The organism is Parafrankia soli (assembly GCF_001854695.1).
Taxonomy (GTDB): Bacteria; Actinomycetota; Actinomycetes; order Frankiales; family Frankiaceae; genus Parafrankia; species Parafrankia soli.
In genome coordinates this window covers 1-21,791 of record NZ_MAXA01000241.1, presented here as the reverse complement: position 1 = coordinate 21,791, position 21,791 = coordinate 1, and the positions used below count along the sequence as shown (strand labels likewise).

The 21,791-nt window shown below is 70.6% G+C and carries 19 protein-coding genes and 2 pseudogenes; 12 read left to right on the top strand and 9 right to left on the bottom strand.

The features are described 5' to 3' along the window. Positions 1–20 precede the first annotated feature (20 nt). On the bottom strand, positions 21–1,952 hold the full coding sequence (gene htpG / locus BBK14_RS26060; protein ID WP_071065889.1) for a molecular chaperone HtpG: 1,932 nt from the start codon (positions 1,950–1,952) through the stop codon (positions 21–23). A gap of 868 nt (positions 1,953–2,820) precedes the next feature. On the opposite strand from htpG, the gene BBK14_RS26050 reads away from it, so the two are divergent. Then, on the top strand, positions 2,821–3,237 hold the full coding sequence (locus BBK14_RS26050) for a Zn-ribbon domain-containing OB-fold protein (RefSeq protein ID WP_071065887.1): 417 nt from the start codon (positions 2,821–2,823) through the stop codon (positions 3,235–3,237). 34 nt (positions 3,238–3,271) lie between these two features. Continuing rightward, a complete protein-coding gene (locus BBK14_RS26045) occupies positions 3,272–4,414 on the top strand; it encodes a thiolase family protein (protein ID WP_071065886.1) in 1,143 nt (380 codons plus the stop codon). Between the two features lie 36 nt (positions 4,415–4,450). On the opposite strand, the gene BBK14_RS26040 is transcribed toward BBK14_RS26045, so the two are convergent. Together BBK14_RS26040 and BBK14_RS26035 are read right to left on the bottom strand one after the other, a co-directional pair. After that, the gene (locus BBK14_RS26040) at positions 4,451–5,131 is read right to left on the bottom strand and encodes a response regulator transcription factor (protein ID WP_071065885.1); all 681 of its coding nucleotides are present in this window, start codon (positions 5,129–5,131) and stop codon (positions 4,451–4,453) included. Then, a complete protein-coding gene (locus BBK14_RS26035) occupies positions 5,034–6,371 on the bottom strand; it encodes a sensor histidine kinase (RefSeq protein WP_071065884.1) in 1,338 nt (445 codons plus the stop codon). The genes BBK14_RS26040 and BBK14_RS26035 overlap by 98 nt, the downstream gene beginning before the upstream one ends. A 26-nt stretch (positions 6,372–6,397) precedes the next feature. Here BBK14_RS26035 and BBK14_RS26030 point away from each other — a divergent pair, with 26 nt between their 5' ends. Together BBK14_RS26030 and BBK14_RS26025 are read left to right on the top strand one after the other, a co-directional pair. After that, a complete protein-coding gene (locus BBK14_RS26030; RefSeq protein WP_071065883.1) occupies positions 6,398–6,652 on the top strand; it encodes a hypothetical protein in 255 nt (84 codons plus the stop codon). Between the two features lie 230 nt (positions 6,653–6,882). Beyond that, positions 6,883–8,400 (top strand): MFS transporter, encoded by a 1,518-nt coding sequence (locus BBK14_RS26025; protein ID WP_071065882.1) that lies wholly within the window; start codon positions 6,883–6,885, stop codon positions 8,398–8,400. 7 nt (positions 8,401–8,407) lie between these two features. On the opposite strand, the gene BBK14_RS26020 is transcribed toward BBK14_RS26025, so the two are convergent. The 5 genes from BBK14_RS26020 to BBK14_RS26000 form a co-directional block, all read right to left on the bottom strand. Further along, positions 8,408–9,991: an ABC transporter substrate-binding protein gene (locus BBK14_RS26020; protein WP_071065881.1), complete on the bottom strand. Its 1,584-nt coding sequence runs from the start codon at positions 9,989–9,991 to the stop codon at positions 8,408–8,410. A gap of 27 nt (positions 9,992–10,018) precedes the next feature. Continuing rightward, positions 10,019–11,587 carry an acyl-CoA synthetase gene (locus BBK14_RS26015; protein ID WP_071065880.1) on the bottom strand — a complete coding sequence of 523 codons (1,569 nt, stop codon included), beginning with the start codon at positions 11,585–11,587 and terminating at the stop codon, positions 10,019–10,021. Between the two features lie 119 nt (positions 11,588–11,706). Beyond that, positions 11,707–12,795, bottom strand: coding sequence for a hydrogenase expression/formation protein HypE (hypE, locus tag BBK14_RS26010; protein ID WP_071065879.1), 1,089 nt, complete (start codon positions 12,793–12,795; stop codon positions 11,707–11,709). After that, positions 12,792–13,880 (bottom strand): hydrogenase formation protein HypD, encoded by a 1,089-nt coding sequence (gene hypD / locus BBK14_RS26005; RefSeq protein ID WP_020460944.1) that lies wholly within the window; start codon positions 13,878–13,880, stop codon positions 12,792–12,794. The genes hypE and hypD overlap by 4 nt, the downstream gene beginning before the upstream one ends. Then, positions 13,877–14,119, bottom strand: coding sequence for a HypC/HybG/HupF family hydrogenase formation chaperone (locus tag BBK14_RS26000; RefSeq protein ID WP_071065878.1), 243 nt, complete (start codon positions 14,117–14,119; stop codon positions 13,877–13,879). Before BBK14_RS26000 ends, hypD begins: the two co-directional genes overlap by 4 nt. A 135-nt stretch (positions 14,120–14,254) precedes the next feature. On the opposite strand from BBK14_RS26000, the gene BBK14_RS25995 reads away from it, so the two are divergent. The 5 genes from BBK14_RS25995 to BBK14_RS25975 are packed head-to-tail and all read left to right on the top strand — an operon-like array spanning position 14,255 to position 18,683. Next, on the top strand, positions 14,255–15,415 hold the full coding sequence (locus BBK14_RS25995; protein WP_071065877.1) for a hydrogenase small subunit: 1,161 nt from the start codon (positions 14,255–14,257) through the stop codon (positions 15,413–15,415). Next, positions 15,412–17,133 carry a nickel-dependent hydrogenase large subunit gene (locus BBK14_RS25990; RefSeq protein ID WP_071065876.1) on the top strand — a complete coding sequence of 574 codons (1,722 nt, stop codon included), beginning with the start codon at positions 15,412–15,414 and terminating at the stop codon, positions 17,131–17,133. The genes BBK14_RS25995 and BBK14_RS25990 overlap by 4 nt, the downstream gene beginning before the upstream one ends. Beyond that, positions 17,130–17,816, top strand: coding sequence for a cytochrome b/b6 domain-containing protein (locus BBK14_RS25985; protein ID WP_071065875.1), 687 nt, complete (start codon positions 17,130–17,132; stop codon positions 17,814–17,816). The genes BBK14_RS25990 and BBK14_RS25985 overlap by 4 nt, the downstream gene beginning before the upstream one ends. Next, a complete protein-coding gene (locus tag BBK14_RS25980; protein WP_071065874.1) occupies positions 17,813–18,370 on the top strand; it encodes a HyaD/HybD family hydrogenase maturation endopeptidase in 558 nt (185 codons plus the stop codon). The genes BBK14_RS25985 and BBK14_RS25980 overlap by 4 nt, the downstream gene beginning before the upstream one ends. Beyond that, a complete protein-coding gene (locus BBK14_RS25975; protein ID WP_071065873.1) occupies positions 18,363–18,683 on the top strand; it encodes a hydrogenase maturation nickel metallochaperone HypA in 321 nt (106 codons plus the stop codon). Before BBK14_RS25980 ends, BBK14_RS25975 begins: the two co-directional genes overlap by 8 nt. A gap of 55 nt (positions 18,684–18,738) precedes the next feature. On the opposite strand, the gene BBK14_RS40645 is transcribed toward BBK14_RS25975, so the two are convergent. Continuing rightward, positions 18,739–19,947: a protein kinase domain-containing protein gene (locus BBK14_RS40645; protein ID WP_071065872.1), complete on the bottom strand. Its 1,209-nt coding sequence runs from the start codon at positions 19,945–19,947 to the stop codon at positions 18,739–18,741. 624 nt (positions 19,948–20,571) lie between these two features. Between BBK14_RS40645 and BBK14_RS25965 the strand changes: the two genes are divergently transcribed. From BBK14_RS25965 to BBK14_RS25960, 3 genes and pseudogenes are all read left to right on the top strand, one after another. Further along, positions 20,572–21,072, top strand: coding sequence for a DnaJ domain-containing protein (locus tag BBK14_RS25965; RefSeq protein WP_071065871.1), 501 nt, complete (start codon positions 20,572–20,574; stop codon positions 21,070–21,072). A 25-nt stretch (positions 21,073–21,097) separates the two neighbouring features. After that, a pseudogene (locus tag BBK14_RS42995) lies at positions 21,098–21,265 on the top strand (hypothetical protein); the annotation flags it as partial. 315 nt (positions 21,266–21,580) lie between these two features. Further along, positions 21,581–21,791: pseudogene (locus tag BBK14_RS25960) on the top strand (HNH endonuclease); the annotation flags it as partial.

Here is a 21,791-nt window from a genome sequence, read left to right as displayed (position 1 = left end):
TGGTTTCGGATGCACGCCCCCTACAGGGTGTTCGCGAGCCGGTCGGCGAGAATGCGGGTGAAGCGGGACGGGTCGGCGAGCTCCCCGCCCTCGGCCAGCAGCGCCATCCCGTACAGCAACTCCGCCGTCTCGCTGAGAACGTCGGAGCTCGCGTCCTGCTCGTGGGCCTTCCGTAGCCCCTCCACCAGTGGATGCGTCGGATTGAGCTCCAGGATGCGCTTGGAGTGCGGCACGTTCTGCCCCATGGAGCGGTACATCTTCTCCAGGGTCGGCGTGATGTCGTGGGTGTCCCCCACGATGCAGGCCGGCGACGTGGTGAGGCGGGAGGAGAGGCGGACCTCCTTCACCTGCTCGTGCAGGGTTCGGGTCAGCCAGGAGAGCAGCTCGGCGAAGTCCTTCCGCTGCTGCTCCCGTTCGGGCTCGGTGCTCTCCTTCTCGTCCGCCGTGCCGAGATCGACCTGGCCCTTGGCGATCGACCGCAGTGGCTTGCCGTCGAACCGCGCCACCCGCTCGACCCACACCTCGTCGACCGGGTCCGTCAGGAGGAGCACCTCGTACCCCCTGGCGAGGAAGGCCTCCATGTGTGGCGACTTCTCGATCATCAACCGGGAGTCGCCGGTCATGTAGTAGATGTCGTCCTGGCCGTCCTTCATCCGGTCGACGTACTCCCGCAGGGTCGTCGTCTGCTCCGGGTCGCGCGTCGAGGCGCAGGAGACGATCTCCAGGATCGCCTCCTGGTTGTCGACGTCGTCCAGCAGCCCCTCCTTGACGACGGGCCCGAACTCCTTCCAGAAGGTCCGGTAGCGCTCGGCGTCGTCCGTCTGCAGGCCGCGGACCGTCGAAAGCACCTTTTTCACCAGCCGGCGGCGAACCAGCTGGATCTGGCGGTCCTGCTGGAGGATCTCGCGGGAGATGTTCAGCGACAGGTCGTGCGCGTCGACGACACCCTTGACAAACCGCAGGAAGTTCGGCATGAGCGCCTGGCAGTCGTCCATGATGAACACGCGCTTCACGTACAGCTGGACGCCACGCTTGCCGTCCTGCGTGAACAGGTCGAACGGCGCGTGGGACGGGATGAAGAGCAGCGCCTCGTACTCGAAGAGGCCTTCACCCTTCATGTGGATGGTCTCGAGCGGGTCGGTCCAGTCATGGCTGAGGTGGCGGTACAGCTCGTTGTACTCGGCGTGGTCGACCTCGGCGGGCGGGCGCGCCCACAACGCCTTCATCGAGTTGAGCGTCTGGATGTCGGTCGTGGCCGTGCCGTCTTCGTCCGTGCTCGCTGCCTGGTCCGGGTTCTCGGTAGCCATTCGGATGGGCCACGCGATGAAGTCGGAGTACCGCTTGACGATCTCCCGGATCTTCCGTTCGGCGKTGTAGTCGAAGAGGTGGTCCTCGCTGTCCTCCGGCTTGAGATGCAGGGTGACGGCGGTGCCCTGCGGCGCGTCGTCGACATCCTCGATGACGTACGTGCCCTCGCCGCCCGACTCCCAGCGCGTGCCACCGCTCTCGCCGGCCCGGCGCGTCAGCAGCGTGACCTTGTCCGCCACCATGAAGGTCGAGTAGAAACCGACACCGAACTGGCCGATGAGGTCCAGCGACGCAGCGGCGTCCTTCGACTCCTTCGCCTTCCGGAGCATCTCGGCCGTTCCCGACCTGGCAATGGTGCCGATGAGCTGGACGACGTCGTCGCGGGACATGCCGATGCCGTTGTCGCGTACGGTGAGGGTGCGCTGCTCCCGGTCGACCTCGAGGGCGATGTGCAGGTCGGACGTGTCAGCCGAAAGGTCCTTGTCGACAAGTGAGGCGATGCGCAGCTTGTCGAGGGCGTCGGACGCGTTGGAGATCAGCTCGCGCAGGAAGATATCTTTGTCGGAGTAGATCGAATGGACCATCAGCTGCAGAAGCTGACGGGCCTCGGCCTGAAATTCAAGCGTCTCGATCCGATTGCTCACGGGACCTCCATGCGGACACGAACAGTTCGCGGAACAGGATACCGACGCGCAGCACCCGTTCGGTGCCCGCACGGCATCCGCTCGGTCGAGCATCAGGCGTACCGGAACCCGCCGGAGCCACTGGCCGAGGCTGAGTACCATCTCGACCACGGACGCCGACCTGCGGCCGGCGTCCGGTAGGACACGAGGGCGCGGGTCAGGTCGACGATCTGCGCGGCGGCCTGAGCGCCGGCGCCCCGCGTATCTGGGTCCTGTCGGGGCAGAAGGCGACGATGTCGAGGCCGTCGATCCGGTCGGCCGACCGGCACCGGGCCGCCCGCGGAGGCGGGGCGGGGTGAAGGAGCCGGGGTCGAACAACCTGGACCGCCGCCGGCGGGGCTGCGTACATCCTGCGCTGGATTACGACGCCCACACGGTCGCCGCTGACCAATCCTCGATTTCCCGGAATCGCCTGTGAATTCCATGGTAATCGACCTCTCGGCAGAATTCAGTGCTCTGGATGGTCTGACGCAGAAGTAACTCCAGATACAGGCGAACAAATCTGGCTTACAGCGACCGTGCGGCGGTGAACGAGGATGTCCCGGGCTGCGACGTCCCGGGTCGCTGGAGGCGCGGACGACGTCCCGGCCAGCGGCTGCGGAGGGCGTGCCCGGCAGCGGATCACATCGGTGCAGCTGCACTGATGGTGCTGGCGCAGCGGTGCTGATCGAGCCTGGCGGCCGCGTGCGCGGATCAAGCCGGAGCGTGGCGCCCCGGGCCGGCCGGCCCCGGAGCACGCCCGGCCGTCGTTCGCGAGGCGCCGGCTCCCGGCCATGATGGATACTCCCCAGGACGAACAGGCCGTCGGCCGGCAAGAAGGAGCAAAAGGATGCAGAAGGCGCTCGCGCCCGAGATCTCAACCTGGCCCGACGAGCAGCCACAGCTCATCGGTAGCCGCTGCGGCGACTGCAGCGCCACGACGTTCCCCACTCAGGCCCTCTGCCCCCGGTGCAGCGGCGACAAGATGAGTGACGAGCTGCTGCCCCGCCGCGGCACCCTCATCGCGTGGACGACGCAGGGCTTCGTCCCGAAGCTGCCCTACGCCGGTGGGGAGACGGCCGAGACCTTCAAGCCGTTCGGCGTCGGGCTGGTCCAGCTCGACGACGTGATCCGCGTCGAGGGCCGGCTCACGGAGTCCGACCCGGAGAAGCTGAAGTTCGGCATGGACGTCGAGCTGACGATGGTGCCGTTCTACACCGACGCCGACGGCGACGAAGTGATCACGTTCGCCTTCGCGCCAGCCTGACCCACGCCGCACGAGCCAGAGAGGAACCATCGAGATGAACGACGTCGCCATCATCGGCGTGGGCCTGCATCCCTTCGGTCGCTTCGAGAAGTCGGCCATGGAGCTCGGCGCGGACGCCATCCAGCTGGCGCTGAAGGACGCCGGGGTCGGCTGGAAGGACATCCAGTTCGGTGTCGGCGGCAGCCTGGAGATCGCCAACCCGGACGCGGTGACGAGGCTCGTCGGGCTGACGGGCATCCCGTTCACCGACGTGTTCAACGCCTGCGCGACCGCGGCCAGCGCCATCCAGCTGTGCGCCGACACGATCCGGCTCGGCAAGTACGACATCGGCATCGCCGTGGGCCTGGACAAGCACCCGCGCGGCGCGTTCACCGCCCATCCGTCGATGCTCGGCCTGCCGGCGTGGTACGCCGAGAACGGCCAGTACGTCACCACGCAGTTCTTCGGGATCAAGGCCAACCGCTACCTGCACGAGCACGGCATCTCGCAGCGGACGCTGGCGAAGGTGGCGGCCAAGAACTACCGCAACGGTGTGATCAACCCGAACGCGTTCCGGCGTAAGGCGCTGAGCGAGGAGGAGATCCTCGGCTCGCCCATGCTCAACTATCCGCTGACGCACTACATGTTCTGCTCGCCGGACGAGGGTGCCGCCGCCGCCATCATGTGCCGCGCCGACATCGCGCACCGGTTCACCTCGCAGCCGATCTACCTGCGCGCCACGGAGATCCGCACCCGCCGTTTCGGTGCCTACGAGGTGCACAGCACCTTCGCGCCGGTCGACGAGGACGTCGCGCCGACCGTCTACGCCGCCCGCGCCGCCTTCGAGGCCGCCGGCATCGGCCCGGGGGACGTCGACGTGATCCAGCTCCAGGACACCGACGCCGGCGCGGAGATCATCCACATGGCCGAGTGCGGCTTCTGCGCCGACGGTGAGCAGGAGAAGCTGATCGCCGAGGGCGCGACCGAGATCAGCGGCTCGCTGCCGGTCAACACCGACGGCGGTCTCATCGCCAACGGCGAGCCGATCGGCGCGTCCGGGCTCCGCCAGGTGCACGAGCTGGTTCGCCAGCTGCGTGGTCAGGCGGGTGACCGTCAGGTCGCCGGCAACCCGCGCGTCGGGTTCGCCCAGGTCTACGGCGCCCCCGGCACGGCCGCGGCCACCGTCCTCACCGTCTGAGCTCACCGACTGAGCAGGCGTTCCTGAAACGCCTGCTCAGTCCGGTCGTGCGGTTTGCAGCAGGCCGGACTGGTAGGCGATGACGACCAGCTGCGCCCGGTCGCGGGCGTTGAGCTTCGCCATGGCCCGGTGGACGTGCGTGCGGGCGGTCAGTGGGCTGATGACGAGCCGGTCAGCGATTTCGTGGTTCGAGTGGCCTTCGGCTACCAGCGCCATGACCTCGCGTTCGCGAGCGGTGAGCGTGGCGAGCGCCACGGGATTGGCCGTGGCGGTGGCCGCGGGCTCCGGGGCGGCGAGGAAACGGCTGATGAGAACGCGGGTGGCCGCCGGCGAGAGAAGGGCGTCGCCGCCGGCGACGGTGCGGATCGCGGAGAGCAGCTCGTCCGTTCCGACGTCCTTGCCGAGGAAGCCGCTCGCGCCGACGCGGAGCGCCTGGGCCACGTACTCGTCGATCTCGAAGGTCGTGAGGATCAGGACACGGGTGGCCGCCAGCGTCTCGTCGCCGCAGATGGCGGCGGTGGCGGCGAGCCCGTCGGTGCCGGGCATGCGGATGTCCATGACCACGACGTCCGGGCGGTGCTCCCGGGTCGCCGCGACGGCCTCGTGCCCGTCCGCGGCCTCACCGACGACCTCCATGTCGCTGCAGGAGTCGATCAGAATCCGGAAGGTCGACCGCAGGAGGGTCTGGTCGTCGGCGAGGAGCACTCGGATGGTCATCGGCTTCCGTTTTCGTGGGAGTTCTGGGGTGCAGGGGCAGGACGGCGGTGACGTGGAAGCCGACCTCGGGATGATGACCGGCCTCGAGATGCCCGCCGACGGACAGCGCGCGTTCCCGCATGCCGATCAGGCCGAACCCGCTGTCCGAGGCCGGGATCGACGTCCCGGCGCCGGGACGCGCGCCGCGGCCGACCGGGCCCGCGTTCTCCCCGCCGCCATTTATGATCATCAGGGTGACGCTGTGCGGGGCGTAGGTGATGTCGACACAGGCGTTGTCGGTCCTGGCGTGTTTCGCCACGTTGGTGAGGGCCTCCTGCGCGATCCGATAGGCCGTGAGATCGACGCCGGGGGAGAGCGGGGACGGTTCGCCACGGGTGGTGATCGTGACCGTGAGCCCGGTCGCGGCGAACGTGTCGGCGAGCCGGGGGAGCTGGGCGAGCGAGGGGGCTGGTTCCAGCGGCGCGTCCGGGTCGTCACTCTGCCGCAGGAGACCGACGGTGGCCTTGAGGTCGCGCAGTGCGGAGGAGGTGGTGGCGGTGAGACTGGCGAGGATCGGTTCCGCCTGGTCGGGGCGGGTGCGGACGAGGTGCGCGGCGGTGCCGGCCTGGGCGTGCGCCAGGGTGATGTGATGGGCGACGACATCGTGGAGTTCGCGGGCGATGCGGGTGCGTTCGTCGGCGACCCGGCGGCGTGCCTCGGCCTCCCGGGTGCGTTCGGCGTGTTCCGCGCGGGCGTGGACGGCGTCCAGGTAGTCCTGTTTGATCCGCCGCGCGCCGCCGAGTGACGCGGCCATCAGGAGCCAGGCGGTCGGGCCGATGGTCTTGAGCTCCAGGGGATAGCCCTTGGGGTCGGCGACCAGCGCCGTCGCGACCACCGCCGCGCAGCCGGGGAGCAGGAAGCTCAGGGTGGTCCTGCGGTCGGTGCGCGCGGACAGCCAGTAGAGCGCGGCCATCGCGGGAGCGATCATCAGCGAGGTGAGCAGGTAGCCCAGGCCGGCCAGGACCACGGTGCAGGCGATGGCCACCACGGCGGTCGCGCGGGGGTGGCGCTCGTTCCAGAGCAGGGCCGTGCAGGTGACGGCGGCGAGCAGGACCGCGGGGTATGGGGAGCTGTCGTGGGCGACATGCTGCGGGTTGAGTCTGCTGGCGGGGCCGGCGGCCGCGAAGGCCAGAAGCGCGATCACCACGGTGCTTGTGCGGTGATGGTCCCGGAGGCGCCGCCACCGGCTGGTGATCGTCATAGCAGTTCCCGTCCGATGCTGGGCCGTTGCTGGGCCGTGGTGCCCACGGTACGGGCCCCGTCCGAGGGCCGCAGTGCCGCCTGCCGGGTGCCGGCGGCCTGGGTGACCTGCTTCCCCCGATTCCGATTCCCGTCGGCGGCCTGCCGTTCGACCTGACCATCGTCAAGGCGTCCACCGACGCCGAGGGCCTGTCGCTGACCGCGACCGCCGGGGATCTCGTCCTCCCGGCGACGGAGACCCCGACCCGGCACTGCCCCCCGGTGGAGAACGGCCGCGCCTGACCTGACGCCCGCGTCCGGTTGTCGAGCCCCCACGCACAGTCAACCCTTGGCATCGGTGCGGACGAGATCTACCAGAAATACCTGGGCATCGAGTAGCCCTGACAGGCCGGCATGGCCCGACCACTCCGAGGCGCGGCAAGTGTGACCGGTTCCGCTCCGTCGTGCACTGACATTCGGGAAGTATGCATGATACATATGTATGTATAGTACAAAGAAGTTGAGGAGGGGGCATGACCTCCAGTGACGACAGCGGCGGCTCCGCCCTGGTCGCGACCCGTCGCGTGGGCGACGAGTCGCACGTCAACGCGATCATCGCCGTCCTGGGTGGGATAGGCGTCGTCGTCGCGATGATGCAGACGTTGATGGTGCCGCTGCTGCCGACGCTGCCATCGCTGCTGCACACCAGCTCGGCGAACGCCTCGTGGGCGATCACGGCCACGCTGCTCACCGCGTCCGTCGCCAACCCGGTGTACGGGCGGCTCGGTGATCTCTACGGCAAGCGGCGCATGGTCTTCGTCGCCGGCACCGCGCTCGCCTGTGGCTCGGTGGTGTGCGCTCTGAGCAGCTCGCTCGTGCCGCTGCTGGTGGGCCGGTCGATGCAGGGCCTAGGCATGGCGATCATCCCGCTGGGCATCAGCATCATGCGTGACCTGCTGCCGGCGAAGCGGCTGATCCCCGCCATGGCGCTGATGAGCTCCTCGCTCGGGATCGGGAGCGCGCTGGGCCTGCCGATCGCGGCGGCGGTCGCCCAGCAGACCGACTGGCACGTGCTGTTCTGGGGCTCGGCCGTCGCCGTCGTCGCCCTGATGGTGCTGATCTGGCGGGTCGTTCCCGAGTCGCCGGTCCGCGGCACGGGCCGCTTCGACCTGCCGGGGGCGATCCTGCTCTCCGGAGGGCTCGTCGCGCTGCTGCTCGCCGTGTCGAAGGGAAGCGCCTGGGGCTGGACCAGCACCACCACCCTCGGCCTGGGCATGGTGGCCGCCGCCCTCCTCGTCGCCTGGACCTGGTGGGAGACCCGCGCCGAGGCCCCCCTCGTGGACCTGCGCACCACCATCCGGCGCCCGGTGCTGCTGACGAACATCGCTTCCGTCGCGCTGGGCTTCGCGATGTACGCGAACTCGCTGATCAACCCCCAGCTGCTGCAGCTGCCGAAGGCCACCGGGCACGGGCTCGGCCAGTCGCTGCTCGCCACCGGCCTGTGGATGGCCCCCGTGGGGCTGGTGATGATGGCCGTGTCGCCCATCGCCGGCAGGCTGATCACGGCACGCGGACCGAGGACCTCGCTCATCGCCGGCTCGGTCGTGATCGCCGGTGGCTACTGCCTCGCACTCGGGCTCACCGGCAGCCCGCCGGGAGTCCTTCTCGTCAGCTGCGTGATCAGCACCGGCGTCGCACTGGCGTACGCGTCCATGCCCACCCTGATCATGCAGTCCGTGCCGGCCTCCGAGGGCGCCGCGGCGAACGGCCTCAACACCCTCATGCGCTCCATCGGAACCACGGGGGCGAGCGCGGTGATCGGCGTGGTCCTGGCGAACATGACCATCCCGTTCGGGTCGACCCAGGTGCCCTCCCTCGCCGGCCTGCACGTCGGATACCTGATCGGCGCCGGCGCCGCGCTGATCGCCGGCCTCCTGGCACTCGGCATCCCCGGCCGCGCGGCGTCGACGTCGGCCGTCGCGCTCCCGGAACCCCGCCGGACGTCCCCGCAGGCGACCCAGCCCGCGGCGACGTCCACCTCAAGCGGCTGAGGTCAGGTCATGGCTGGAGCCACAGGGGCTCGGGCAGGAGTGATCCGAGGCCGTACTGGGTGACGCCGCCGACGTTCCTGGCGGCCATGACGCTCGGGTTCACCCGGACGGTGAAGACCGCGGGAACCAGCGCGGTCAGCCGCTCCTGGAGGGTGGCGTACGCGGCCTTGCGTTCCTGTTCGGTCGTCCCCGTGCGGCCCGCCTTCAGAGCGGCGTCGATCCGCTCGTCCTTGACGCCCGGGAAGTTGCCGCGGGAGTCGCTGCGGAACACCGTCCACATCCGTGGGTCCGGGTCGATGAAGTTCGCCGACCAGACGACCATGTCGAAGTCGTTGCTCGCCTGGATCTTGGGATACTCGGAGAAGTCGACCACCCGCACCTGGACCTTGACGTTCTCGTACGAGCTGAGCTGGGCCTGGACGTTCTCGGTCGTGTCCCTGATCTCCGACGAGGTGAAGCTGGTGAACRTGAAGGTGACGGGTTTGCCGTCGGCGGCCAGCTCGTCGAACAGCCGCTGCGCCCTCGCCCGGTCGTACGTCCGCAGCGGCTTGTCGGAGTAGAACGGCGAGGACTTGGTGAACAGCGTGTCGGCGGTCTGGGCGGCGCCGTTGTACACGGCCAGGTTCAGCGCGTCCAGGTCGACCGCGGCGGCGATCGCCTGCCGGGCCCGCAGGTCGTCGAACGGCGCCCTGCGCATGTTCATCGCGAGGAACAGGCCGCCGCTCAGCGGCGTGACGTCCGTCGAGTAGCCGGCCTTCCCGGCCTTGGCGACGCTGTCCGCGTTCGTGTCGATGACCACGTCGGCGCCGCCGCTGATCAGAGTGTTGTACCGCTGGCTCGAGTCGTTCGACGTGCGGATGGTGATGCTGTCGAGATAGGGCCGGGGAGCGTCCCAGTAGCCGGGGTTCTTCGCCAGCTCGATGCGGTCCTGGCGGGTCCAGGTCCGCAGGGTGTACGGCCCCGCGCCGACCGGCTTCGCGTCGAAGGACGCCTTGCCCTTCCGTAGCGCGGTGGGGGAGGCGATCCAGTTCATGGACGTGGTGAGCATCGCGGCCGGGAAGCTGGGCACCGGCTCGGTCATCGTCACCTTCAGGGTCGTGGCGTCCACGACGTCGGTGGCGGCGATGAGGGACGCCTCCGGCAGGTAGGGCGAGGCCATCGCCGGATCCCGATGGCGATCCCAGTTGAACTTCACCGCCGCGGCGTCGAGCGCGGTGCCGTCGGTGAACGTCAGGCCCGGTCGAAGTTTCAGCTCGAACGCGGCGCCCTTGTCGGCGGTGGCGAACGACTCCGCCATCGCGTACCTGATCTCGCCCGTGTGCTCGTCGTTGGYCATCAGCGTGCCGTACAGGGCGTTGCCCACGAACGCGTTGACCTGCCACGCGTTCGTCATGGTGACCGGATCCATCGAACGGGGCTCGGAGAGCTGCATGACCCGCAGGGAGCCGCCGGCGACCGGCTCGCCGGTGGGCCCGGTGGCGGTGGTGGTGCCGGTCGTCGTGGACGAGCCGTCACCGCCGCCGCAGGCGCCCACGGCGAGCGCCACACAACAGGCGATGACGGTGGTGAGTAACTTCTCTCTGCGAAACATCGCAGTCCTCTCGCTGGTTCCCGGCGGCTAACGGGCGACGGTGGAGGCCTCGGCGGCCCAGTAGGCGTCGCGCAGCGGCTTCTTGTAGAGCTTGCCGTTGTCCAGGCGGGGGAGTTCGGGCACGAAGTCGATCGACCGCGGCCACTTGAACGGCGCGAGCCTGGTGCGGCAGTGCTCCAGCAGCCGCGCGGCCAGCCCGTCGCCGGCGTCGGCCATCCGCACCGGCTGGACGACGGCCTTGACCTGCTCGCCGAGCTCGGGGTGCGGCACGCCGAACACGGCGACGTCCACGACCTCGTCGTGCAGCACCAGGACGTCCTCGATCTCGCGCGGGTAGATGTTCACCCCGCCCGCGATGATCGTGAAGTCCTTCCGGTCACTGAGGTAGAGGTAGCCGTCCTCGTCGACGTGGCCGATGTCGCCCAGGGTGYGCCAGCCGGGATGGGCGGGATGGCTGACGGCCCTGGTGCGGTCCGGGTCGTTGTGGTAACTGAAGCCCGCGCCCTTGGCCTCGAAGTAGACCACCCCGTCCTGGCCGGCCGGGAGCTCCGCGTCATCCTCACCGCAGATGTGCAGCACCCCGCCCTGCGCCCGGCCGACCGATCCCGGGTGCGCCAGCCACTCCTCACTGGTCAGACCGGTGCTGCCGACATTCTCGGAGCCGGCGTAGTACTCGAAGATGATCGGGCCCCACCACTCGATCATCTGGYGCTTGACCTCGACCGGGCACGGCGCGGCCGCGTGGACGGCGATCCGCAGGCTTGACAGGTCGTAGCGGGCGCGGACCTCGGGTGGCAGCTTGAGCATCCGGACGAACATCGTCGGGACCCACTGGGAGGTGGTCACCCGGTACCGTTCGATCGCGTGCAGGGCCTCCTCGGCGTCGAACTTCGGGAGGACGACAACCGTGCCGCCGACGCTGTGCATCAGCGCGGACACCCGCAGCGGGGCTGCGTGGTAGAGCGGCGCGGGGGAGATGTAGACCGCTTCGGAGTCGAAGCCGAAGGCCCCGCGGGCGCCGGGAAGCAGCGGGGCGTCGCCCTCGCTGGCGGGCCAGTCGGGCCGCGGGAACTGGATTCCCTTCGGCCGGCCGGTCGTCCCGGAGCTGTAGAGCATGAACGTGCCGCGGATCTCGTCGTCCCGGGGCTCGGCGGAGAAGCCGGCGGTGGCGGCGTCGAGGTCCTCGTAGTGCTCGGAGCCCCCGTCGAGCATGAGGCGTCGGACGACCCCGGGGGTCTCGGGGACGACGGCTTCGGCTACCTCGGCGAGCGCCCGGCTGCTGATCAGTGCCTTCGCCCCGCTGTCGTTGATCAGGTACGCGACCTCGGGCGGGGTGAGATGCGAGTTCACCGGGGTGATGTAGAGGCCGCAGTTGAGGCCGGCCCAGACCAGCTCGAAATAGCGCAGGTGGTTCTCGGCGAGAATCGCGAGGCGGTCACCCGGGCGCAGGCCCGAGTCGACGAGTAACCGGGCCAGCCGGTTGGAGCCCTCGACGAGCTCACGGTAGGTCAGGATCCGTTCCTGCCCGCGGGGGCCACCGGCGAGGATCACGGCGGGCTTGTCAGGGGTCAGCGTCGCGAAGTCTGGTGGGTACATCTGGTCCTCCAGGGAGAGAACAACGGTTCGCTATACGGGAAACGTAGCTCTTTCAATGGGTGATACCAGATTCTTGGCGGTGGAGATAGATGGCTCGTGCGGTTCCGCGGAACCGCGGCTCAGCAGATGCGGGGGAGTTGCTCGCCGACGAGCATGTCGACGAGCCGGGTGCTGCCCAGCAGCGTGCGCATCACCACGCGACCAGGATGACCGGCGACGACGTCGCCCAGGCGGGTGGCGTGTCGGCTTTCGGGCCGCGAACGCATGACGGCCAGGATCTCGTCGGCTGCCTCGGGCGCGACAACGGCGATCAGGCAGCCCTCGTTGGCGACATGCAGCGGGTCGAGACCGAGCAGGTCGCAGGCGGCGGCGACCAGCGGCGGCACGGGCAGCGCCGTCTCGTCGATCTCGACACCGACTCCGGACGCCGCGGCGATCTCGTTGAGCGCCGACGCCACCCCGCCGCGGGTCGGGTCGCGCATCACGTGGATGTCGCCGCCGCGGCGTTCCACCATGGCCTGGACGAGACGGTGCAGCGGGCGGGTGTCGGAGGCGATGTCGGCCTCGAAGCCGAGGGCCTCCCGCGCCGAGAGCACGGTGGTGCCGTGCGCGCCGATCGGCCCGGAGACGAGCACCGCGTCGCCGGGGCGGGCGAAGGCGGCCGAGACGCGCGCGGCGGGCAGGCGGCGTCCGATGCCGGACGTGGTCACGAAGATGCCGTCGGCGGCGCCGCGGGGCACGACCTTGGTGTCACCGGTCACGACGGGGACCCCGGCGGCCGCCGCGGCCGAACCGACGGAGGCGATGATCCGCCGCAGGTCGTCGAGGGGGAAGCCCTCCTCGATGATGTAGGCGACGGTGAGCGCGAGCGGCGTCGCGCCCATCATGGCCAGGTCGTTGACGGTGCCGTGGACGGCGAGCGTGCCGATGTCCCCGCCGGGGAAGAACAGCGGGCTCACGACGAACGCGTCGGTGCTGGTCACCAGGGTGACGCCGGCGACGTCGAGGACGGCGGCATCCTCGAGGACGCCGCCGTCGGGCTGGCCCGCCCGCGCGGCCAGGGCCGAGCCCGCGCCGAGGGCGGGCAGCAGGACGTCCCGGAGCAGCTCGGCGGACAGCTGCCCGCCGCTGCCGTGCCCGAGCGTGACCCGCTCGGTCTCGACGCGGGGGAGCGCGCAGCTGGCGAAGGTGGGGTCAACGGTGGTCACGACGCCCTCCCGGCGGAGTGGTAGGCGGCGCAGGTGCCCTCGGTGGAGACCATCGGCGCGCCGAGCGGGGTGCGCGGGGTGCAGGCCGTCCCGTAGGCGGTGCAGTCGGTCGGCTCGCGGGCGCCGGTGAGGATGTCGCCGGCGATGCAGGCGGGATGCTCCCGGGCGGTCAGCCCGGAGACGGCGAAGCGGGTCTCGGCGTCGTAGCGGGCGAACTCGTCGGTGAGGGCCAGGCCGCTGTCCGGGATGGTGCCGATGCCGCGCCAGGCGCGGTCCCGCACCCGGAACACGCGGCGGATGGCCTCCCGCGCCCGGCTGTTGCCGTCGCGGTGGACGGCGCGGGCGTACTGGTTCTCCACCCGCGCGTGGCCCGCCTCGAGCTGGCGGACGGCCATCAGGATGCCCTCGAGCAGGTCGAGCGGCTCGAAGCCGGTCACGACGACGGGTACCTGGTAACGGTGCGCGATGGGTTCGTACTCCGTCCAGCCCATGACGGCGCAGACGTGGCCGGCGGCGAGGAACCCCTGGACCTGGCGGTCGGGCGCGTCGAGGAGCGCCGTCATGGCCGGTGGGACGAGGACGTGGCTGACCAGGATGCTGAAGTTGGGCAGGCCGAGCTGGTGGGCGCGCAGTACCGCCATGGCGTTCGCCGGCGCGGTCGTCTCGAAGCCGACCGCGAAGAAGACCACCTGGCGGTCCGGGTGCTGTTCGGCCAGGCGTACCGCGTCCAGCGGGGAGTAGACGACGCGGACGTCGGAGCCGCGGGCGCGCAGGGCCAACAGGTCGGTCCCCGTTCCGGGCACCCGCAGCATGTCGCCGTAGGAGGTGAAGATGACCTCGGGACGGGCGGCGATGGCCAGGGCCTTGTCGATGAGTTCGAGCGGGGTCACGCACACCGGGCAGCCCGGCCCGTGGATCATCCGCAGGCCCGCGGGCAGCAGGTTGTCGATGCCCTGGCGGACGATGGTGTGCGTCTGGCCGCCGCAGACCTCCATCAGGGTCCAGGGCCGGGTGGCCGTCGTGTGGATCTCGTCGAGGAGCTGCCGCGCGAGGGCGGGGTCGCGGTACTCGTCGAGGTATCTCACAGCTCCGCCTCCAGGGAGGTGCCCATCGAGCGGAGCATCTCCAGGGTGCGGTGCGCCTCGGCCTCGTCGACCATGCTGATGGCGAACCCCACGTGGACGATCACGTACTCGCCGACCCGCGCGTCGGGGAGGTAGGCGAGGCAGACCTCGCGGGTCAGCCCGTCGAAGTCGACCGTGCCCATGAGCAGGCCGGCGACGTCGACGGTCGCCACGATCCGGCCAGGTATTCCGAGGCACATGCTGGGCCAGTCTCCGGGGCGGTGGACAGGTGCGGCAAGGGACGTCCGGCCCGTCCGATCGGCTCGTACGGACTCCCGCGGCCGAGGCGATGAGGCTGCCGTCCGGCACCAAGGCGCGCACTAACGTCCACTCGCATGACGAGCGAATCCGGCCGGCCGTTGTCCGCGCGGCTGGCGGACGCGGGGGTCGACCGGCGGTCTTTCCTGAGATTCTGCGCGGGTGTCACCGCGACGCTCGCCCTGCCGGCCCAGTTGGCGCCCAAGGTCGCCTACGCGTTGGACAAGGTCGACCGTCCCACCGTGATCTGGCTGGAATTCCAGGACTGCGCCGGTGACAGTGAGGCGTTCCTGCGCTCGCGTAATCCGTCGGCCGCGGACCTGATTCTGGGCATGATCTCGCTTGACTACCACGAGACGGTGATGGCGGCCTCCGGCACGGCCGCGGAGAAGGCCCGCGACGACGCGGTGGCGAAAGGCGGGCATCTCGTCGTCGTCGAGGGCTCCATTCCGACCGGAATTCCCGGGGCGTGCACGATCGGCGGCAAGTCGGCCGAGGACATCCTGCGCGAGGCGGTCCGTGGCGCGGCCGGCATCATCAACGTCGGCACCTGCTCGGCCTTCGGTGGAATCCCGGCGGCCGGGCCGAACCCGACCGGGGCGGTCCGGGTCGAGGACGTCGTCGGCGGGGTTCCGGTTGTGAACCTGACCGGTTGCCCGGTCAACGCGGACAACATGACCGCCACCATCGTCCATCACCTGACCTTCGGTGAGTTCCCGGCGCGGGACAGGTTCAGCCGGCCGCTGTTCGCCTACGGGCAGCGCATCCACGACACCTGCCAGCGGCGCGGCCACTTCGACGCCGGCGAGTTCGCCGAGCAGTGGGGCGACGCGGGCCACCGCAACGGCTGGTGCCTGTACCGGCTGGGCTGCAAGGGGCCGAGCACCTTCCACAACTGTCCCAGCGTCCGGTTCAACGGGGGGACGTCCTGGCCGGTGGCGGCCGGGCACGGCTGTGTGGGCTGCTCCGAGCCGGGCTTCTGGGACACCATGTCGCCCTTCTACGACCGGCTGCCGCATGTGGCGACCTCCGGTTTCGACCTCACCGCCGACAAGATCGGCGTCGGCGTGCTGGCAGCCACGGCGACCGGCTTCGCGGCGCACGGCGTCGGCAAGGTCGTCCAGCACCGGGTCGCCGCCCGCCGCGAGAAGCAGGCCGCGCGGGACCAGGCGGCAGACGCGGAGGACGCCGCAGACAACGAAGCGCACAGCGACGAAAGGACGGGCGAAGCGAGATGAGTCGGCTTGTCATCGACCCGGTGTCGCGAATCGAGGGCCACCTGCGGGTCGAGGTGCAGGTGGACGGCGGTCAGGTCACCGAGGCCTACGCGTCCTCGACGATGTGGCGCGGTATCGAGACGATCCTGACCGGCCGGGACCCCCGGGACGCCTGGCTGTTCGCGCAGCGGATCTGCGGTGTGTGCACCTCGGTGCACGCGCTGGCCTCGGTGCGGGCGGTGGAGGACGCGGTCGGCGCCGTCCCGCCGCTGAACGCCCGGCTGCTGCGGGACCTGATCGCCACGTCACTGTGTGTGCACGACCATGTCGTCCACTTCTACCACCTACAGGCCCTGGACTGGGTCGATCCGACCGCGGCGCTCGCGGCCGACCCGGTGCGTGCCGCGGCGCTGGCGCAGTCCATCTCCGACTATCCGCGTTCCACGGCCGGCCTGTTCGCCTCGGTACAGACCCGGCTCAAGGTCTTCCTGGAAAGTGGGAAGATCGGGCCGTTCACCAACGGCTACTGGGGGCATCCGGCCTACCGGCTGAGCCCGGAGCTGAACCTGATCGCGTTCAGCCACTATCTCGACGCGCTGGACTTCCAACGGGACTACATCCGGGTGCACGCCCTGCTCGGTGGAAAGAACCCGCACCCGCAGACCTACGTGGTCGGCGGAATGGCGTCCCCGATCGACCTCAACAGCCAGGACGCCATCAACGCGAACACACTGCAGGAGGTGACGCAGATCCTGCAGCGGGGCCTCGAATTCGTCGAGCAGGTCTTCCTGCCGGACCTGCAGGCGATCGGCGCCGCCTATCCCGAGTGGACGACCTACGGTCGGGGCCTGGGCTCCTACATGGTGTTCGGTGACTATTCACTGTCGCCGCCGGGCATCGCCCGGCCACCCCGGGACGGCCTTTTCCCCGGCGGGATCATCCGGAACGGGAACCTCTCGGCGAAACCGGAACCATTCGACCCGTCCGGTATCGCCGAGTCCGTCGCCCATTCGTGGTTCCGCTACGACGATCCCGGCGCCGCGCTGCCCCCCTGGAAGGGTGAGACGACCCCGCAGTACACCGGACCCGAACCCCCTTTCGAGCAGCTCGACGTCGCCGGGAAGTACACCTGGCTGAAGGCGCCGCGCTACCAGGGAGCGGCCATGGAGGTCGGCCCGGTGGCCCGCATGCTCGTCGGCTACACCTCCGGGGACGCCCGCATCCGCCCGCTCGTGCAGGGCGCGCTCGACGCCCTGCACCTGCCGCCCGAGGCGCTGATGTCCACCCTCGGCCGGGTGGTGGCCCGCGGCCTGGAGACCAGGCTGATGGCGCAGTACTCCCTGGAGCTCGTCAACCGGCTGCGTGACAACGTCGCCGCCGGCGACCTGGCCGTCGCCGACACCGGGCGCTGGCGTCCGACCTCCTGGCCGGAGGGCGCCCTGCTCGGCGTCGGCTTCCACGAGGCGCCCCGCGGGTCGCTGTCGCACTGGGTCGTCATCGAGGACGGCCGGATCCGCAACTACCAGGCCGTGGTGCCGACCACCTGGAACGCCAGCCCGCGCGACGCCGAGGGGAACCCCGGCGCCTACGAGGCCGCGCTGGTCGGCACACCCGTCGCCGATCCCCAGCGGCCGCTGGAGATCCTGCGCACCCTGCACTCCTTCGACCCCTGCATGGCCTGCGCGGCGCACATCTACGACGCCGAGGGCCGCGACATCATCGAGGTGCGGGTCCAGTGAGCGTGACCGCGCCCGCCCCGCACACCGAGCACGCGGAGCTCGTCCGGTTCCGGGTCTGGGATCTTCCGGTCCGCCTCATCCACTGGCTGCTGGTGCTGGACCTCGTMGCACTGTCCGTCACCGGCTACCTCATCGGGAACCCGGACATCCACCCGGGCGGCCACGTCTACTGGGTCACCTGGACGAGGAGCATCCACAAGGTCACCGCGTACGTCTTCATCGCGCTCGTCCTGGCCCGGGTCATCTGGCACCTCCGCTCGCCCAACCCCTGGTCCCGGTGGACGGAGTGGATACCCAGCACCCGGGAGCGGCTCGGTCAGATCGTTCCGTCGGTGCGCTTCTACACGTTCCTCTCCCGGGAGGCACCCCCGGTCATCGGCCACAATCCGCTCGCCGGCCTCACCTACACCGTGCTTTACACGATGTTCGGGGTCGAGATCGTCACCGGTCTGGTGCTGTGGGGCGTGGAGGGCACCGGCTGGGCGGCCTGGCTCACCGGCTGGCTGCTCCACGTGGTGTCACTGCCGACGCTCCGGCTCGTCCACCACCTGATCATGTGGCTCACCTGGGGATTCATGATCCACCATCTCTACAGCGCCATCCTGGTCGACCGGGTGGAGGGCACCGGCGTCCTGACCTCGATCTTCTCCGGACACAAGTTCCTCCCGAAGGACCACCTGTGACGGACCCGGCCGACCTCCGGGCGTCCACCACCCCGACGGACGCCCCCGTTCTGGTGCTGGGCATCGGCAACGAGCTGCTCGGCGACGACGGTGTCGGCGTGGTCGCCGCCCGGCGGCTCGGCACGCCGCCGATCCCCGGGGTCGACGTCCTCGACGGCGGGACGCTCGGGCTGATGCTCATGCCCTACCTGGCGGGCCGCGACGCGGTCCTCATCCTCGACGCCGTCTCCACCGCCCACGGGCGGCCCGGCGATGTCATCGTCATCCCCGACGGGGACGTCCGCCGAGGCCACGGCGTGCGCGCCACCGCCCACGACATCGGCCTCGTCGACGCGCTCGCCGCCACCGAGCTCGCCGGCTGCGCCCCCCGGCGCGTCGCCCTGGTGGGCGTCGTGCCCGAATCCGTCACCGAACGCTGGGGCCTGAGCCCCCTCCTCGACGCCCGCGTGGACGCGCTGGTCGACGCGGCCCGCTCCGTCCTCGCCGAATGGTCCGTGCTCGCCGAAGAGCCCGTGCTCGCCGAACAGAAGGTGCAGGTACCCGGACATGCATGAGGCCGGCCTCGCCCGCTCCGCGGTCAGCGCCATCGCCGAGGCCAGCGAGGGAACCCCGGTGCGGACGGTGGTTCTCGCCGCCGCGGCCGGTGTCGACATCGCCTCGGCCACCGCCGCGTGGCAGTCCGCCGCCGCCGGAACCTGCCTCGAGAACACCCACCTCTCCTGGCAGCACGCGGCGGACCGGCTGCGCTGCTTCACCTGCGCGCACGAGTACGACGGCGCCCGGCTCGACCCCTGCCCCTCCTGCGGCGGCAACGGGCTCGTCGTGGCGGCCGCGGACGAGCTCGCCGTGGTCAGCTGGACCACCTGACCACGGCGGGCTCGTCGACGGTCGCGATCACGTCGGCGTCCTTGTCTCCTGCCCTTCAGGCCGGGGTCACCTGCGAGACCCGCCAGCCATCCGGAGTGCCGACGAGGTTGATCTCCTGCACCACCGACCTGGTGGCCGGCTGCCGGCTCAGTACCGCGCCGCCCGCGCTGACGATGGCGAACGGCGTCATGTGCGACGTGAAATGCAGGACCGCGATGGACGAGGTCTCGGTCAGCACCGTCACCGCCTCGATGACCTGCTGGCCGCCCTGCCCGTGCCCGCCGATCGCGGCCATGGACCGGATCGCGGCCTCGTCGTCGGCCCGCGCGCTGCTGCCCGCGGTGTACACCCGGGCGAGCAGATTGACGTCCACGGTTTCGTAGGCGGCCACCCGGGCCTGGTCGAGGGTGGCGAGAACACCTGTCCAGTACTGCGCACGGGACTGCTCCGAGGGCGGCTGGACGACAGTGCTCGCCGGGGCCGTCTTAGCCGGTGCCGCCGTAGCCGGTGCCGCCGGTTCTACGGTCGGAGACCGTAAGGACGCGAGGGCCGACGCGGGTGGTGGCCCGGGAGGCGGTCCGATGCCGGGAATCGTCAGGACCGGCGCCGCGGCCCGCGGCTGGACCGGCTTGCCCGACCGCACGACCGGCTTGTCCAGCGGTACGCGCGCCCGGGCGGCCGCGGGCACGAGCGACTGGGCCGCCAGCACGCCGGCCACCGGGCGGGTCGATCCGGTCAGCTCGCCGAGCAGGTCGGCGGCGCTCGGACGGTCGGCGGGGTCCTTGCTCATCGCTGCGCGGACGAGCGGGAGCAACCGGACATCGAGGCCATCGAGGCGCGGTTCGTCGTACACGACCCGGTGCATGACGACCGGTATGGCGGCGATCCCGAACGGCGGCTGCCCCGTCCCGGCGAAGGCGGCGACGCCGCCCCACGCGAACACGTCGGCGGCCGCGGTTGTCGTCTCCCGCATGGCCTGCTCGGGTGCCATGAAGGCGGGTGTGCCGACGGTGTCCGAGGCTCCGGTCAGCAGCGAGCCGGACTCCAGCGACAGCGCCACGCCGAAGTCGATGACCTCCGCGGTGCAGAACGGCGCCACGCTGCACGCGATCCTGGCCTCCCGCTGGAACCGGGCCAGGTACCGCTCGTCGCGGGCCAGGTACACCCGGCCCATCCCGCCGCTGCCGAGGACACTGTCCAGGACGTGCGCTCCGATGGACCGGGGATCGGCCGCCCGCAGCGGCGTCCCCCCGCTGACCGCCATCCGCGCACCCCCGAAGCTGCCAGTGTCGGAGCACCGACACATGCCGCATAACTGGGCAGAACCCTACCCGCCGTCCGCGCGGTCTTCTGTCTGTGTGCGGCCGGTCCGAGCGGCGATGGCGGCGGACCGGTTGTCGCTTGTCAGCCGGAACATGAGGCGCTCGAGAATCGGCAGGATTTCCGTTGGGCGTCAGCCGGGCCCGGTGGTACGCCACCAGCATGCGCGGGCTGCGCTCCCATGGCTCCAGTGCGTGCCGGAAGACCCGCACGAATCCGTTGACAGCACCACCTCTGACGCGCCACCGGCGCAGAGCGCCAACGCCTTCTTCGCCCGGGCATCGGTGATCGCCGCCACGAACAAGTTCACCGACTACAGTGCGGACGGCCTGGTCAAACGGCTCCAGGCTCGACTGCGTTGTCCTGCTGAAGATCGTCAAGGGCGGCAAGTTCGAGATTGTCGGCGGTACCAAGGACAAGCCGTTCGCCTGACCGAACCGCCGTTCGGGGGAGCGGGCACCACCTGAGGCGGTGGGCGAGCGATCGGCGGCATCCCACCGCTCCACGTCGGCGGTCTACCGTGGGAAGAGCCTGCCCCAGGGTGCCGCTGCGTCTGGCGAGGTGGACGGTGGATGAGGGATCGCTGTACGAGGTGCTCGGGATCGTCCGCACCGCGACCGACGCCGAGATCCGGGCCGCCTACCGCCGCGCGGCCAAGCACGCCCATCCGGATGCGGGCGGTTGGCCCCGGTCGTTCCAGCGGGTCCATGCGGCGTATCGGGTCCTGGGCGATCCTGCCCGCCGGCGTGCCTACGACCTGGGAGTCGCCCGGTCGGCCGAGGCCAGGGCCCGGCCCGGCGCGTCCCCGTCCACCCCGGCTGACGCGGGCGGCCGCGCGGGCGGGGTGAGCCGGCCCGTCAGCCGGGCCGATGGCGGTGTTCCCCACCCGGACGCGCGGGAGCGGCGCCGCTACCTCATCGCGATGGCCGTGTGCCTCCTGTTGTTCGTGCTGGCGGGAACAGTGGTGCGGCTGTTCTCCGTCCCGGCGGCGCTGGGAATGATGATCCTCGCCATGGTCATCCCGCCGGCGGCGGTGATCTCGGTCAGCCGCCCACCGCCCCACCGCTGACCGGAGCCCGCCGCACCCGGCGTCCAGCTCGTGGCCCGGCGACATCCTCGTCACCAAGTACGCGCGTAGCGCCTTCACCGGGACGGGTCTGGCGCAGCGGCTCCTGGGTGACGAGGTCACCCAGGTGACCGTCGTGGGGATCGCGACGGGTACCACCCAGGACGTCCTGGCCCTCCTCGCCAGCCGGTCATGACCACGCCGGTCCGCCGCCCGCGCGCCGTTCGGGTGTTCTGCGGTGCCGTGCGGTTCCGCGGAACACCATGATCGGAAAAGGCGTCATGATCGGCGGTGTCGGGGGCGTCGCCGGTGTCCCGGGCCGGCCCGCAGCCCCGGGCCCCGGGCCCCYTGGCCACCCGCGGGCTCCTGACCAGCGGGGAGGAAAACTGTCGGTGGCGGATGCGAGCCTGCTCGTGTCCGCTGATCGACGACACCCCTGGGCCMGGTGATCACAGTGATCGAACAGGTACCTTCCCCGACAGCCGCGTCCCCCACGCCTGACATCGGCCTGATGCCGGGCCTGGACCTGATACCGGGCCTGGACGCGCAGACCGCGCCGCTGGCGGATCTSGAAGCCGCGATCTGCGGGTGGGCAGGGCGGCTCGCGGCTGCGACCTGCGGCTGGCTGGTCCTCCTCTCCGCCTTCGAGCGGCGGGGCGGCTGGTCGGGGATCGGGCTGCGCTCATGTGCGCACTGGCTGTCCTGGCGCTGCGGGATCGGAC

What these genes read in the sequence shown, in the direction of transcription:
- BBK14_RS25975 (WP_071065873.1), top strand. Translation starts at nt 18,363, where the DNA reads ATGCATGAGGCCGGCCTCGCCCGCTCCGCGGTCAGCGCCATCGCCGAG.
- BBK14_RS26050 (WP_071065887.1), top strand. Translation starts at nt 2,821, where the DNA reads ATGCAGAAGGCGCTCGCGCCCGAGATCTCAACCTGGCCCGACGAGCAG.
- BBK14_RS26040 (WP_071065885.1), bottom strand. Translation starts at nt 5,131, where the DNA reads ATGACCATCCGAGTGCTCCTCGCCGACGACCAGACCCTCCTGCGGTCG.
- BBK14_RS26035 (WP_071065884.1), bottom strand. Translation starts at nt 6,371, where the DNA reads ATGACGATCACCAGCCGGTGGCGGCGCCTCCGGGACCATCACCGCACA.
- BBK14_RS25990 (WP_071065876.1), top strand. Translation starts at nt 15,412, where the DNA reads ATGAGTCGGCTTGTCATCGACCCGGTGTCGCGAATCGAGGGCCACCTG.
- BBK14_RS40645 (WP_071065872.1), bottom strand. Translation starts at nt 19,947, where the DNA reads ATGGCGGTCAGCGGGGGGACGCCGCTGCGGGCGGCCGATCCCCGGTCC.
- BBK14_RS25995 (WP_071065877.1), top strand. Translation starts at nt 14,255, where the DNA reads ATGACGAGCGAATCCGGCCGGCCGTTGTCCGCGCGGCTGGCGGACGCG.
- BBK14_RS26000 (WP_071065878.1), bottom strand. Translation starts at nt 14,119, where the DNA reads ATGTGCCTCGGAATACCTGGCCGGATCGTGGCGACCGTCGACGTCGCC.
- BBK14_RS26045 (WP_071065886.1), top strand. Translation starts at nt 3,272, where the DNA reads ATGAACGACGTCGCCATCATCGGCGTGGGCCTGCATCCCTTCGGTCGC.
- BBK14_RS26025 (WP_071065882.1), top strand. Translation starts at nt 6,883, where the DNA reads ATGACCTCCAGTGACGACAGCGGCGGCTCCGCCCTGGTCGCGACCCGT.